The sequence below is a fragment of the Sphingomonas sp. UBA978 genome (assembly GCF_002292295.1).
In the GTDB taxonomy this organism is placed as follows: domain Bacteria; phylum Pseudomonadota; class Alphaproteobacteria; order Sphingomonadales; family Sphingomonadaceae; genus Sphingomonas.
Genome location: NZ_DBBS01000014.1, coordinates 238,948 through 252,104 on the forward strand (window position 1 = coordinate 238,948; position 13,157 = coordinate 252,104).

Sequence of the window (13,157 nt, forward strand, 5' to 3'; positions counted from 1 at the left end):
ACTTAACATATTTGTCACGGAACCGGTCCGAGTTGAACCCGTTATTCTTGCGTTAGATCAAGCGGCCCGGCTGGCGGGGCGCACTATTCGCAGGAGGTCCTGATGGGCGAGTTCACCGACAAGGTCAAAGGCACCGTCAACGAAGCCATCGGCAACGTCAAGGAAGCCGTCGGCAAGCACACCGACAACGACAAGCTGGTCGCCGAGGGCGAAGCGCAGCAGCTCGAAGGCAAGGGTGAAAAGGTCAAGGGCAGCGTCAAGGGCGCGCTCGGCGACAACATCTGACCTGACGGTCCGGTAAGCGTTTCGAAAGGCCGTCCCGTCCGGGGCGGCCTTTCATCGTAACAGGGGAATAGAGTGATGAAGACGACGATGACCGCCCTGACCCTCGGCGCCATGGCCTTTTCGCTGGCCGCCTGCGGCGGCAAGGGTGACGACAAGCTCGGCAGCCAGGTCGAGGCCGCCGCGGACAACCGCGCCGACGCGCTGGAAGCCGCCGCCGACAATCTCGAGGATCGCGCCGAAGCGGTCCGCGCCAATGGCGAGCGCCAGAACGAGGCGATCGACGACGCCGACGTCAATGCCGCCGCGATGAGCGACGAGCAGAAGGCCGCGCTCATCAACGGCTCCGCCAAGCTGCGCTGAGCCGTTCTCCTACCGCCCCTCGCCACCTGCGGTGGCGGGGGATCACCTATCGCGCCAGCGCGGCGAGCGTCGTGCCGGCGGTGATGACCTCGATATCCGTCCTGAGGTGCAGCAGGCGCACGCCGCGCCGCTGCTGTGCGCCATGCAGCGCCGGGGCGAAGTCCTCGGTCCGCTCGACCGTCTCCGCCCAGCAGCCATAGGCGCGTGCGAGCGCGGCGAAGTCGGGGTTCGACAGACCGGTCGCCGAGACGCGGCCGGGGAAGGTGCGCTCCTGATGCATGCGGATCGTGCCATAGCCGTTGTTGTCGATCACCAGCACCAGCAGGTCGGCGTCGTGCTGGACCGCGGTGGCGAGCTCCTGCCCGTTCATCAGGAAGCAGCCGTCGCCGGCGAGCGCGACGACCTGCCGCTCCGGGTGGCGGAGCGCGGCGGCGACCGCGGCGGGCAGGCCATAGCCCATCGCTCCGGCGGTCGGGGCGAGCTGCGTCCCCGGCGCGGCATAGGGCCAGTAGCGATGCCACCAGCCGCTGTAATTGCCCGCGCCGTTGCAGATGATCGTATCCGCGGGCAGTGCCGCGCGCATCGCCGCGACGCAGGGGCCGAGGTCCATCGTCACGCCGTCGCGCGCGGCGGGGGTGGACCAGGCGAGCCAGTCGGCATGCGCCTCCGCGCCGCCGGCGCGGGGCGGACCGTCGATCGCAGCGATCGCCTCGGCGAAATCGGCCATGCCGGCGCAGATCGCGAGGTCGGTGCGATAGGTCTGGCCGAGTTCGTTCGCGTCGGGGTGGACGTGGACCAGCCGCTGGCCGGGGTGATCGGGGGTGACGAGCGTATAGCCGTCGGTCGTCGCCTCGCCGAGCCGCGGGCCGGCGACGATCAGCAGATCGGCGGCCCTGATCCGTTCGACCAGCTTCGGATTGGGGCCATAGCCGAGGTTGCCGGCATAGCTGGGGCAGGCGTTGGGGATCGCATCCTGCCGGCGGAAGGCGGCGACGACGGGCACGCCGGTGCGGTCGGCCCAGGCGGCGAAGTCCTGCGCCGCGAGATTGTCCCAGCCCGCGCCGCCGACGATCGCGACCGGGCGTTCGGCGGTGGCGAGCAGATCGGCGAAATGGTCCAGCGCGGCCTCGTCGCACCCCTGCGGGAGGCGCTCGACGCGAGGGCGGTCGACCGCGGCGACGGTCTCGAGCAGCATGTCCTCGGGCAGCGCGAGCACGACCGGTCCGGGGCGCCCGTTCATCGCGACCGCATAGGCGCGGGCGACATATTCGGGGATGCGCGCGGCATCGTCGATCCGCGCCGCCCATTTGGCGAGCGGCGCGAACATCGCCTGGAAATCGATTTCCTGAAACGCCTCGCGGTCGCGGGTGGCGCGATCGACGTCGCCGATGAACAGGATCAGCGGCTGCGAATCCTGCCGCGCGACATGGACGCCGATCGCGGCATTGGTCGCGCCCGGGCCGCGGGTGACGAAGGCGACGCCGGGGCGGTGGGTCAGCGTGCCGTCGGCGCAGGCCATGAACGCCGCGCCCCCTTCCTGCCGGCACGTCACCGTCTGGATCGCCGGCGTGTCGTGCAGCGCATCGAGCACGGCGAGGAAGCTTTCACCGGGGACGGTGAAGATGCGCTCGCACCCCTGCGCGAGGAGCTGGTCGACCAGGATGCGGCCGCCGGTACGGATCGGATTTTCCATCCGCGGACTATCGCCGTCCGGTCAGCCGCTGTCGAGCGCCGTCAGACGCGGGCGCGGGGGCCGAAGTCGAACCAGCCGGGACGGTTGCCGGCGGGATAGGCCGGGCGCGCGGCGCGAGCCGCGGCGGGGCGGCCGGTGACGCGCTCGGTCAGCGTCGGGGCGGGCGCGGCGACGGGCACCGCCTCCGTGGCCCGGGCGAGACGCGCATTCTCGCGCTCAAGCTCGGCGATGCGGCGGTTGGCGTCAGCGAGGCTCGAACCGTTCTGCTTGCGATAGCCGGCATGCGCCTCGCGCTCGGTGGCGTAGCGCGTCTTCCACTTGCGGCCGCCGCTGTGGCTGGCGAGGCCGAGGAACCAGCCCGCGACGAGGCACAAGGCGAGCGCGGCGAATTGCGTGGTGGTGGTGAACAGCATCGTTGGGCCTTCCCTGTTACGGGAGCATAACGAGGTGCGGGCGGCTTGGTTCACTCGGGCGGAAAAGCGTTGCTGTTCCGCCCGCGTGTACCGTGGCGTCGGGTCAGAAGGCGTCGCTGATCGAACAGGCGGCGGGGCCGAGGATGACGATGAACAGCGTCGGCAGGATGAACAGGATCAGCGGGATCGTCATGATTGCGGGCAGGCGCGCAGCCTTTTCCTCGGCGCGCATCATCCGTTCGTTGCGGAATTCGGCCGAGAGCACGCGCAGCGCCGACGCGAGCGGGGTGCCGTATTTCTCGGTTTGCACCATCGTCGTCACCACGCCCTTGATCGCGTCGAGATCGACGCGGGTGGCGAGGTTCTCGAACGCCTGGCGCCGTTCGGTGAGGAAGCCCAGCTCGATCGCGGTCAGGGTGAATTCGTCGCCCAGCTCGGGATAGGCGCGGCCGAGTTCCTTGGCGACGCGGTGGAAGGCGGCATCGACGGTGAGGCCCGCCTCCGCGCAGATCACCAGCAGGTCGAGCGCATCGGGCAGGCCCTTGCGGATCGCGTCGCTGCGCTTGGTGATCTTGTTCTTGAGATAGATGTCGGGCGCCTTGTACGACAGGATGAAGGTCACCGCGACGAGGCCGTAGCGCTTCAGCGGGGTCCAGGCGGCGAAGGTGTCGGTGCCGTAGACGACGAACAGCATGATTCCGCCGAAGACGATCGGCAGCGCCAGCCGGCCGAAGATCACCGCGACCGCCCAGTCCTTCGAGCGGATGCCGGCGCGCATCAGCTTGACCTGCGCCTCCTTGACCTGGCTGTCCTGCAGCACCTGCAACGACGACAGGACGCTGCGCATCCGGTCGGTGGTGTCGTTGCGCTGGACGAGCTTGGCGCGGCGCTTGGTGGAGGCGGTGATGCCCGCTTTCAGCTGCTCGCGGCGGTCGTTGAGCGCTTTGACCCGCTTGGTCATCGGGTCGCTGACCGTGGTCGCGGCATAGATGGCGACGATTACGGCGAAGGCGGCGACGCCCGACAGGATCGTCGCGACCCAGAGTACGTCGATGCCCATCAGCGTCGGTCCGGAAGCCTGCATGTCGCTACCCAGTTCTTTCCGTTAGATTTCGAAGCTGACCATCTTGGCCATGATGAAGACGCCGATGCCCATCCACAGCAGCCCGCCGATGCCGGCGATGATGAGGCGCGGCTCGACGAAGAACCCCTGCATGTAGGTGGCGTTAATCATCCAGATCATCACGAACACGATGAAGGGCAGCGAGCCGACGATATAGGCCGACGCCTTGGATTCGGACGACATCGCCTTGATCTTGAGCTTCATCTGGCCGCGCTGCCGCAGCACGGTGGCGAGGTTGGCGAGCGTTTCGGCAAGGTTGCCGCCGGTTTCGCGCTGGATCGCGATGGTGATGACGAAGAACTGGAATTCGGGCGTGCCGAGCCGGTCCGCGGTATCCTGTAGCGCCGCGTCCATCGACTTGCCGATCTTCATCTTGTCGGACACCATGCGGAATTCCTCGCCGACCGGCCCTTCCACCTCGTTGCCGATGACGCCGATCGTCTCGGTGACGGGCAGGCCCGAGCGCAGGCCGCGGACGAGCAGCTCGATCGCATCGGGGAATTTCGCGGTGAACTTCGCGATCCGGCGCTTGATGAAGAAGCCGACCAGCCAGTGCGGCAGCCCGGCGCCGACCGCGAGGCCGAACAGCAGCGCGAGCAGGAGCGGCGCGCCCTTCAGCCACAGCAGCGTGGCGACGACGAGGATCAGCCCGGCGCTGACCATGCCATATTGGCCGACGGTCCAGTCGCGGCCGGTCATCGCGAGCCGCTTGGCGAGCTGGGCCGGGTTGGGCAGCAGGCGGCCGAAGGCGACGTCGGTCTTCGTCTGCGCGCGGCCGGCGGTGATCTTGCGCATCTGCGCCTCGGCCACCGTGGCGCTGTCGCCGTGGCGTTCGCGCAGCGCGGCGATGCGCCGGCTCTGCACACGCTGCGGCGACGGGCCGGCGAAGGCGAACACCACCATGCCCAGCGCCACCATGGCGCCGAGCGCCATCATCAGGAGGTAAAACAGATCCATCGCGGTGCGTCCGGCCTCCGGTCGGTCAGGCTGTCCGGACCGCGGACGGGCCGGGACAGCGGGAAAGGGCGTGCATCACTTCTTCGCGCGCCGGGGCAGCAGCGACGAGAAGCCGCCGATCAGCGATTTGCCCTTCGCGCCCGGGGGCTTGTCCTTGCCGCCCGCGACCAGTTCCTCGCCGGCGCTGAGCACGTGGCGGGTGAGGTCGACGATCGGCGCGACGGTCTTCGAGGTCTTGCCCGCCTCGGCGAGCGGCTTGCCGAGCTTGGCGGCCTGCGCCGCCAGTTTCTGGTCGAACGGCACCAGAAAATCGAGTTTGCGCTCGATCGAGCCCTCGAAATCCTTGCGGCTGATCTCGAGCTGGCCGGTGGCGTGGACGCGATTGGCGACGAGCGTGACGTGCGTCTGCGGGGCGTTGGTCTTCAGCCAGGACAGGATGCGGATCGTGTCGCGCGCCGAGGCGAGCGTCAGTTCGGTCACCACCACGGCGGCCTGAATGTCGCTGATGAGGTGCGGATGCTGGACCAGCATGCCACGCGGCAGGTCGACCACCGTCGCCTCGAAGGCGGCGCGCATCTCCTCCTGCAACTGGAAGAAGGCGGTGCCGTCGGTCATCAGCGGCGCGTTGATCGGCGCTTCGGCGGAGAGCACGGCGAGGTTCTCGGTCGCCTTGACCATCGCGCGCTCGATGAACAGGCCGTCGATGCGGCTGGGATTCTCGATCGCGTCGGTCAGGCCGCGGCCGGGTTCGAGGTCGAGCGTCAGCGCGCCGGTGCCGAAATGCACGTCGAGGTCGAGCAGCGCGGTCGAGCGCTTCTCCTTCTCGCTGGTCAGCCAGGCGAGCGAGGTCGCGATCGTCGATGCGCCGACGCCGCCGCGCGTGCCGATCACCGCGATCGCGCAATGCGGGCGGTCGATGCTGATCTCCGCAACCTTGGGCGCGTTGAGCATGGTCTGCGCGTGCACGAACGCCTCGCGCATCGCGTCGGGATGCAGCGGCTTGAGCAGATAATCCTGGATGCCGCTGGCGATCAGGTCGCGGTACAGGCGGACGTCGTTCACCTGACCGGCGGCGATCACCACGGTGCCGGGTTCGCAGACTTCGGCGAGGGCATTGATGTCGTTCAAGGGGTCGCCCGATTCGGCGAGGTCGACGAACAGGATCTGCGGGCTGGCCGACACCGAGAGCGACTGGACGGCGTTGCGCAGCCCGCCCTTGTGGACCTTGTCGACCGACCAGCCGAGTTCGGCGGCGAGCGGGCGCAGCGTTTCGACCGTGGTGTCGTCGCAGACATAGGCGGCGAAGGGTTCGCGCTGGCCGATGCCGACGGGCTTCCAGGGTGCGTTCATGGTCAGTTGCCCCCCTTGGCGCTGACTTGCTCGAGCGCGCCGGCGCCGGTGGCGGGTTTCTTGCGATAGGCGTCGATCGCCTTGGTGTTCAGCGCCGTGTCCGCGACGGTGTCGGGATCGGCGCCGCGGACCAGATCGCCCGGCCGCGCGATCATCGCGGCGAGGTTGGTGTTGATCGCGCAACCGAAGTTGGACGACGTGCTGGCGTCGAACTCGCTGCTCGAATTGCGGCTCCAGTCGGGGCAGCCAGGAACGCTCGCGCGCATCCGGCTGACGACGACGCGCAGCGTGCCGGCGGTGACGGGTGCGCTGGTCACCGGCGTATCCTCGGACAGGAGCAGGCCGTAGCTGGCGACGACGCCCGCGATCTCGTCGCGCGCCGGGCCGTTGCCATAGCCGGTGTCGGCGCCCGCATCGATCGCGACGCGATCGCCGAAGCCGAGGTGCATGGCGTTCATCCAGCCGGCGAGGCGGCGTTTCTCGCCCGGGGCGAGACGGCCGCCAGTTGTGGCGAGGTCGAGCGCATAGTCGTGGCTGGTCACGACCGGCTGATGGACCGATTCCACCCCGCGGTTTTCGGTACCCATGCAGCCGCCGAGCAGCAGCGCCGGTGCGGCGAGCGTGGCAAGGAGGATCGAACGCTTGGTCATCGCAGCCATGTCCTTCGCAGACATCAGTTGGAGAAGCCGGGTGCGGGCGCCGCACCCTTCTTCTTCGAAGAGGAACGGGGATCCGCGGTGACGACGGGCACGTCGCGGCGCGGCACGGCGGGCACGGTCGCGACCGCCCCCAGCGCCGGCGCGGGGCCGGAACGGCCGGGCACCATCGTCGGCACCGGCCGCGGGCCGCCACCGCCGCTGCCGAGCTCGCCCATCAGGATGCGCGCGGCGTCGCCGGGTGCACGATAGCCGTCGTGCGGCAGCGCGATCTGCGACGGGCTGTTCACCGGCTTCACCAGATAGGGCGTGATGATGATGACCAGCTCGGTCTCGTTGCGCTGGAAGCTATTCGACCGGAACAGCGATCCGATGATCGGAAGGTCGCCGAGGAAGGGCGTCTTGTCGATCGAGTTGTTGTGGCTGTTCTGGAGCAGGCCGCCGATCATCATGCTCTGGCCCGAGCCCAGTTCCAGCGTCGTTTCGACCCGGCGGCTGGTGAGGCCGGGAACGCGCGTGCCGTTGAGCGTCACCGCGTTGGAATAGTCGAGCTGCGACACCTCCGGACGGACCCGCAATGAGATGCGACCATCCGACAGCACCGTCGGCGTGTAGGCGAGGCTGACGCCATATTGCTTGAATTCGACCGACACGGCGCCAAGCCCCTGCGCGATCGGGATCGGGACTTCGCCGCCCGCGAGGAAGGTGCCGGTTTCGCCAGACAGCGCGGTCAGGTTGGGGTTGGCGAGCGTCGTGACCTGTCCGGTGGTTTCACCCAGATCGATCGCCGACAGCAGGTCGAGGCCGAACAGCTTGCCGGCAAGGCCGAGCGTCGACCCGGCGCCCTTCGTGATGATGCTGCCGCCGGACGGCGCGGTGGTGAAGCCGACGCCGAGCGGACCGCCCGGCGAGAACGTCGTGCCGCCGCCGGAGCCGCGGGCGATGCCGAACTGGAAGCCGCCGGTCGCATCGACCGAGGCAAGGTTGACGCCGACGTTCTTGATGAAGCTCCGGCTCACCTCGGCAACGCGAACCTGCAGGTTGACCTGCAACGGCGTGGCGGTGCGCAGGCGCGAGAGCACCTTGGTCGCGTCGCCGACATAGGCCTGGACCAGCCGTTCCGCCTCCGCCGCGTCACCCGGCCCGGCGACGGTGCCGGTGAGCAGCACGAGGCCGTTCATCGGCGTCGCGGTCAGCTGCGCATCGGGCATCGCCAGCTGTAGCATCGCGTCGATCGAATCGAGGTTCTGGCCGACCCGGACGGTGGTCGCATAGACGACCGCGCCGCTCCGCGTGGTGGCGGAGATCGTCGTCTCGCCGGTCTTCTTGCCGTAGATGTAGAGCTGCGTCGGCGAGCGGACCTGGACATCGGCGATCGTCTCGTCGGCGATGAACACGTCGCTCATCGGCCGGGCGAGCGTGACGAGCCGGCCACGACCGGTGTTGATCTGGACGACCGACGAGCTGCCGATCGCGGTGCTGCGGCCGGCCGGCCGGGCATCCGCCATCCCGGCGATCGCCGCGGCGGCGAGCGCGGCCGCGAGCGCCGCGCCGTTCAGGGACGCAAAGGTGGTGCGCATCTTAATTCTTCCCCCCGACCGGAACCACGGTCACGCTGTTGCCGCGCGCGATGCGCACGACGGGGCCCTGGATCGCGGCGGGTGCCGCGCCGGGCGTGGCAGTGCCGGCCATCGGCACGCCGGACATCGAGTCGCTGGCCTTCGCCGGCACCGTGCTGCGCTGGAAGCGCGAGACGTCGCCGCCGGTGGCGAAGCTGGCGCTGCCGACCTGCGGCTGCGTCGCGACGCGGAGCATCATCGCCTTTTCGGCCTTGGGATCGCCATTCGCCACCGAGACGGCGCCGCTGGCGATCGCTTCCTCGAGCTCGGACGAATTGTCGGCGAGCGCGCGCAGCGACAGCGACAGTTCGCCGAGCGTGCGCGCGACCGCGAGCTGCTCCGCCATCTTCGGCGTCGCCTCCAGCGTCACCGTCGAGAAGGTGCTGACCCGGCTCTTGCCGTCCTCGCCTACCGTATTGTCGGTGCGCTGGTCGGTGGCGAGCACGCGGACGTTGCGCATGATCGTCTCCGACACCTTGAGCGGCTGGCCTTCGCCACCGCCGGCGACGGTCTGCGTCAGGACGAGGTCGATGCGATCGCCCGGAAAGACGAAGCCCGCGACCGCGGCCTGGCTGGACACGCTGACGGTGACCGCCCGCATCCCCGGCCCGAGCGCTGCCGCCAGGAAGCCACGGTCGCCGGGCGAGACGAGCGCGCCCTTGGTGACCGGCTGGCCGGCGGTGACCGCGTTGCGGACCACCGTGCCGAGCAGCTTGCTGAGGTCGGTGCCGGCCTTCAGGTAATAGGCGCCGTCGACCAGCTCCTGCGGCCACGGCTGGAACTTCAGCGCGGTCGCATCGAGGATGGTGCCGACCGGCAGTGCGCGGGTCGCGACCAGCACTTCGGGACCGGTGACCGGCGGCGGCGCGACGGGCTGTCCCATCGCGGCGGCCTGCGGCGCCGAGGACCCTGCGATGAGGGTGCGGGCGAAGAATGCCGTGATGCCGGCCACGAACAACGCGCCCACCAGCAAAACGATCTTGCGACTATCCATGTCTCATCGGGCCTTTCAGCGCACCGGTGTTGAACCTGCGCTAATCATTGGTTCTAAGTGGTTAAAATCCGGTTCGTTTCATTGCGGCGCGAGCGTCGCCGGCAGCGCCAGCAGCGCCGCGGCGGCGATCGCGACGCCATAGGGAACCTCGATCGCGCCGATTCGCCGTTCCCAGCGCCGCTCCAGCATCAGCGCGACCGTGATCGCGCCGCCGAGCACCGACATCACCACCAGCATCTGGAGCAGCCCGCCAAGCGGCAGCCACAGCGCGAGCGCGGCGATCATCTTGACGTCGCCGCCGCCCATCCATCCGCAGGCGAAGGCGCCGACGAACACGGCGAAGACGATGCCTGCGACGAGCAGCTGGATACCGACCTCGCCCCAGCCGAGGCCGTTCGCCCACCACCACAAAGGCGCGAGCAGCGCGATGGCGGCGTTCTTCCCATTGGCGATCTCACGCGTGCGGACGTCCTCGATCCCCGCCGACAGCAGCAGCGCGGCAAGGATGACGACCAGCGCCACCATAGAAAGATTGTCCCACCCCATCGGACGGAACAGGTAGACGCGATGGCTTGCGAAAACGTAACCATCCGGGAAGATGACCGATCCCGTCAGCCTGCGCCGCGACATGGCGGCCGAATCGCGCCTGTCCCGCTGGGTCGCGCCCGATGGCTGGTCGCATCGGCGGTTCGACTGGCCGCACCCCGAGTCGCGGGGGCGCATCCTCGTCCAGGGCGGACGCGCCGACATCATCGAAAAGTATCTGGAGACGATCGCGCACCTGCACGGGCAGCGCTGGTCGGTGACCGCGTTCGACTGGCGCGGGCAGGGCGGGTCGGGGCGGCTCGGCGCCGATCCGCATGTCGGCCATGCCGCCAGCTTCGATCCCTGGGTCGCGGACCTCACCGCCTTCTGGCAGGCGTGGCGTAGCGAGGGAAAGGGCGAGGAAGCAGGGCCGGCGATGCTGCTGGCGCATTCGATGGGCGGCCATCTGGCGCTGCGTGCGATGCTGGACGGCGGGGTCGATCCCGATGCCGCGGTGCTGGTCGCGCCGATGGTTGGCGTGCGTTCGCCGCTTGGCGCGGGGGCCGGGCTGCGCGTCGCGCGGCTGATGACGCGGCTCGGCGACCCGGCGCGCGGCGCGTGGAGGGTGCGCGACGACGCGAAGTCCGCGGGCCATCGCGAACGATTGCTCACCCATTCGCGCGAGCGTTATGCGGACGAGGCATTCTGGTATGCGCGCGATCCGTCGCTGCTGCTCGGTCCGCCGAGCTGGGCCTGGGTGCTGGAGGCGTTCGTCTCGGGCGCGCGGTTGCAGGCCGATCCGCGCCTCGCGACGCTGACGACGCCGATCCTGATGCTGGTCGCCGACGCCGACGGGCTGGTCGACAGCGGTGCGGCTGTGCGGCTGGCGGGCAGGCTGCCGCATGCCGAGCTGGTGCGCTTCGGCCCCGAATCGGCGCATGAGATCCTGCGCGAGGACGATGCGGTGCGGCTGCGCGCCTATGGACTGATCGACGCTTTTCTGGACGGACATGCATGACCTACGACATCGCCATCGTCGGCGCGGGGATCGCCGGGGCCAGCCTCGCCGCCGCGGTCGCGCCGCATGCGCGCGTGCTGCTGCTCGAGGCGGAGGATCAGGCGGGCTATCACGCGACCGGGCGCTCGGCGGCCTTCTGGTCGGAAACCTATGGCGGTCCGGGCATCCAGCCGCTGACCAGCGCATCGGAGGCGGCGCTGCGCGACGGCGGATTCCTGCAGCCGCTCGGTTCGCTGCACATCGGCCGGGCGGAGGATGCGGCCAAGATAGACGCGTTCCTCGCGGCGTTCGAGGGGACGGCGGTGGCGCTGGCGCGGGTCGACCCGGCCGCCTTCATCCCCGGGCTGCGGCCCGAATGGACGCTGGGCGTGCAGGAGCCGAGCTGCGCCTATATCGACGTCGCCGCCCTGCATGCCGCGTATCTGGCGACGGTGCGCCGGGCGGGCGGGACGATCGCGACGCGGGCGGGCCTGGAGGGGGCGGAGCGCGCGGACGGCGTGTGGACGATTGCGACGCCGTCGGGCACGTATCGCGCGGCGGTGCTGGTCGATGCGGCGGGCGCCTGGGCCGATCCGATCGCCGCGCGGGTCGGCGCCGCGCCGATCGGCATCCAGCCCTATCGGCGGACGATCGCGCAGATCCGCACCGATCCCGCCTCCACCGATGCGTTGCCGCATGTCGCCGACATATCGGGGCGCTTCTACTTCAAGCCCGAATCGGGCGGCCGGCTGTGGCTGAGCCCGCATGACGAGACGCCGGTCGACCCCTGCGACGCCGCGCCCGAGGAACTGGATGTCGCGATCGCGATCGACCGGTTCGAACAGGTGGTCGACTGGCGCGTCGCGGCGGTCGAGCGCAGCTGGGCGGGGCTGCGCAGCTTCGCGCCCGACCGGTTGCCGGTCTACGGGTTCGATGCGCGGGTGCCGGGCTTCTTCTGGTGCGCGGGGCAGGGCGGCTTCGGTATCCAGACCGCGCCCGCGGGCGCCGCGGTGGCGGCGAGCCTGTTGCTCGGCCGGCCGTTGCCGGACGGATTCGAAGGCGTCGATCCGGAGCGCTACAGCCCGGCGCGGTTCGCGCGGGAATAGGCTGGCGTGCGAAGCGGATGCTGCTAACCTCGTGGGATCGCCACGAGAAGGAGCAGGACATGCCGCACAAGTTCGTGATCGAGAAGAACAAGGCCGGCGATTACGTCGCCAAGTTCAAGCACAACAGCGAATTGATCTGGTGGACCGAAGGCTATGAGAGCCGCGCCTCCGCGCGCAATGCCATCGCCTCGATCCTGAAGAACGGGCCGGAGGCGCCGGTCGAGGAAACGTGAGGGGGGCGTGCATTCGCGCGTGACCCGTCGGGACTGAGCCGCCGGGACGGGCTCAGGGCGGACCGGTCAGCGCGCCGTCACACCGTGCCGCGGCCCGCCGCGACGGCGGCGTCGCTCGCCAGCTTGTCGACGCGTTCGTTGTCGGCGTTGCCGGCATGGCCCTTGACCCAGATCCATTCGATGTCGTGCTTCTGCGTCTCGGCGAACAGCGCCTGCCAGAGTTCGGCGTTCTTCACCGGCTTCTTGTCGGCGGTGCGCCAGCCGTTCTTGCGCCAGCCGTGGATCCAGCGGGTCAGGCCGTCCATCACGTACTTGCTGTCGGTCGACAGCCGGATCTTGCACGGCCGGGTCAGCACGCGCAGCGCCTCGATGGCCGCGGTCAGCTCCATCCGGTTGTTGGTGGTCAGCCGGTAACCAGCCGTGAACTCCTTCCGGTGTCCGCCCCATTCCAAAATGGCGCCATAGCCCCCTGGACCCGGATTGCCCGAGGCCCCACCATCGGTATGGACGACCACTGGATCAGCCATGGACTTGAAAGAGCATGGCCGCGTTGGCAGAAAAGAGCTTAACGGCAATGGCCAATAGGATGATGCCAAACACCTTTTGAAGGACGGCAATGCCCCCCTCACCCAACATCCGCTCAATGCGACCCGTCAAACGCAACACGAAATACACCAAGGCCATGTTCACCAGAATGGCCAGCGCAATGTTGATGGCGGCATACTCGGCCCTCAACGAAATGATGGAGGTCATGCTGCCTGCCCCCGCAATCAGTGGAAAAGCAACAGGCACGATGGTCGCTGTTTTCATGGACTCTGGCGACTGTTTGAACAAGGTGATGCCCAG

General features: G+C 69.1%; 16 protein-coding genes. 5 read left to right on the plus strand and 11 right to left on the minus strand.

Annotation, left to right across the window (positions count from 1 at the left end):
• The first annotated feature begins 102 nt into the window (after nucleotides 1-102).
• Complete coding sequence (locus tag B2515_RS07460; RefSeq protein WP_293875373.1) at nucleotides 103-285, plus strand: CsbD family protein; 183 nt, start codon at nucleotides 103-105, stop codon at nucleotides 283-285.
• Nucleotides 286-372: 87 nt separating this feature from the next.
• Nucleotides 373-645, plus strand: coding sequence for a hypothetical protein (locus B2515_RS07465; RefSeq protein ID WP_293875375.1), 273 nt, complete (start codon nucleotides 373-375; stop codon nucleotides 643-645).
• Between the two features lie 46 nt (nucleotides 646-691).
• Here the strand turns inward: B2515_RS07465 and B2515_RS07470 are convergent, their stop codons facing one another.
• The 9 genes from B2515_RS07470 to B2515_RS07510 all read right to left on the minus strand — a co-directional run bounded on the left by B2515_RS07470 (nucleotide 692) and on the right by B2515_RS07510 (nucleotide 9,996).
• Nucleotides 692-2,338, minus strand: a complete 1,647-nt coding sequence (locus B2515_RS07470) for a thiamine pyrophosphate-binding protein (RefSeq protein ID WP_293875377.1) — start codon at nucleotides 2,336-2,338, stop codon at nucleotides 692-694.
• A gap of 41 nt (nucleotides 2,339-2,379) precedes the next feature.
• The gene (locus B2515_RS07475) at nucleotides 2,380-2,751 is read right to left on the minus strand and encodes a hypothetical protein (RefSeq protein ID WP_293875379.1); all 372 of its coding nucleotides are present in this window, start codon (nucleotides 2,749-2,751) and stop codon (nucleotides 2,380-2,382) included.
• 103 nt (nucleotides 2,752-2,854) lie between these two features.
• On the minus strand, nucleotides 2,855-3,835 hold the full coding sequence (locus tag B2515_RS07480) for a type II secretion system F family protein (RefSeq protein ID WP_293875381.1): 981 nt from the start codon (nucleotides 3,833-3,835) through the stop codon (nucleotides 2,855-2,857).
• 21 nt (nucleotides 3,836-3,856) lie between these two features.
• A complete protein-coding gene (locus B2515_RS07485) occupies nucleotides 3,857-4,831 on the minus strand; it encodes a type II secretion system F family protein (protein WP_293875383.1) in 975 nt (324 codons plus the stop codon).
• A 75-nt stretch (nucleotides 4,832-4,906) separates the two neighbouring features.
• Nucleotides 4,907-6,181: an AAA family ATPase gene (locus tag B2515_RS07490; protein ID WP_293875385.1), complete on the minus strand. Its 1,275-nt coding sequence runs from the start codon at nucleotides 6,179-6,181 to the stop codon at nucleotides 4,907-4,909.
• Between the two features lie 2 nt (nucleotides 6,182-6,183).
• The gene (locus B2515_RS07495) at nucleotides 6,184-6,831 is read right to left on the minus strand and encodes a CpaD family pilus assembly protein (protein WP_349676236.1); all 648 of its coding nucleotides are present in this window, start codon (nucleotides 6,829-6,831) and stop codon (nucleotides 6,184-6,186) included.
• Nucleotides 6,832-6,854: 23 nt separating this feature from the next.
• Nucleotides 6,855-8,417, minus strand: a complete 1,563-nt coding sequence (locus tag B2515_RS07500) for a type II and III secretion system protein family protein (protein WP_293875389.1) — start codon at nucleotides 8,415-8,417, stop codon at nucleotides 6,855-6,857.
• Nucleotide 8,418: 1 nt separating this feature from the next.
• Complete coding sequence (cpaB, locus tag B2515_RS07505) at nucleotides 8,419-9,450, minus strand: Flp pilus assembly protein CpaB (RefSeq protein WP_293875391.1); 1,032 nt, start codon at nucleotides 9,448-9,450, stop codon at nucleotides 8,419-8,421.
• A gap of 78 nt (nucleotides 9,451-9,528) precedes the next feature.
• A complete protein-coding gene (locus tag B2515_RS07510; protein WP_293875409.1) occupies nucleotides 9,529-9,996 on the minus strand; it encodes an A24 family peptidase in 468 nt (155 codons plus the stop codon).
• A 52-nt stretch (nucleotides 9,997-10,048) separates the two neighbouring features.
• Here B2515_RS07510 and B2515_RS07515 point away from each other — a divergent pair, with 52 nt between their 5' ends.
• The 3 genes from B2515_RS07515 to B2515_RS07525 are packed head-to-tail and all read left to right on the plus strand — an operon-like array spanning nucleotide 10,049 to nucleotide 12,311.
• A complete protein-coding gene (locus tag B2515_RS07515; protein ID WP_293875393.1) occupies nucleotides 10,049-10,993 on the plus strand; it encodes an alpha/beta fold hydrolase in 945 nt (314 codons plus the stop codon).
• Nucleotides 10,990-12,078, plus strand: a complete 1,089-nt coding sequence (locus B2515_RS07520) for an NAD(P)/FAD-dependent oxidoreductase (RefSeq protein WP_293875395.1) — start codon at nucleotides 10,990-10,992, stop codon at nucleotides 12,076-12,078. Before B2515_RS07515 ends, B2515_RS07520 begins: the two co-directional genes overlap by 4 nt.
• A gap of 59 nt (nucleotides 12,079-12,137) precedes the next feature.
• A complete protein-coding gene (locus B2515_RS07525; RefSeq protein ID WP_293875397.1) occupies nucleotides 12,138-12,311 on the plus strand; it encodes a YegP family protein in 174 nt (57 codons plus the stop codon).
• A gap of 77 nt (nucleotides 12,312-12,388) precedes the next feature.
• Here the strand turns inward: B2515_RS07525 and rnhA are convergent, their stop codons facing one another.
• Entirely contained in the window at nucleotides 12,389-12,838 is a 450-nt protein-coding gene (rnhA, locus tag B2515_RS07530; RefSeq protein ID WP_293875399.1) for a ribonuclease HI, read from the minus strand.
• Nucleotides 12,831-13,157, minus strand: a 327-nt coding sequence (locus B2515_RS07535) for a MarC family protein (RefSeq protein WP_293875401.1), incomplete at its 5' end; no start/stop codon positions are given. The genes B2515_RS07535 and rnhA, both read right to left, overlap by 8 nt.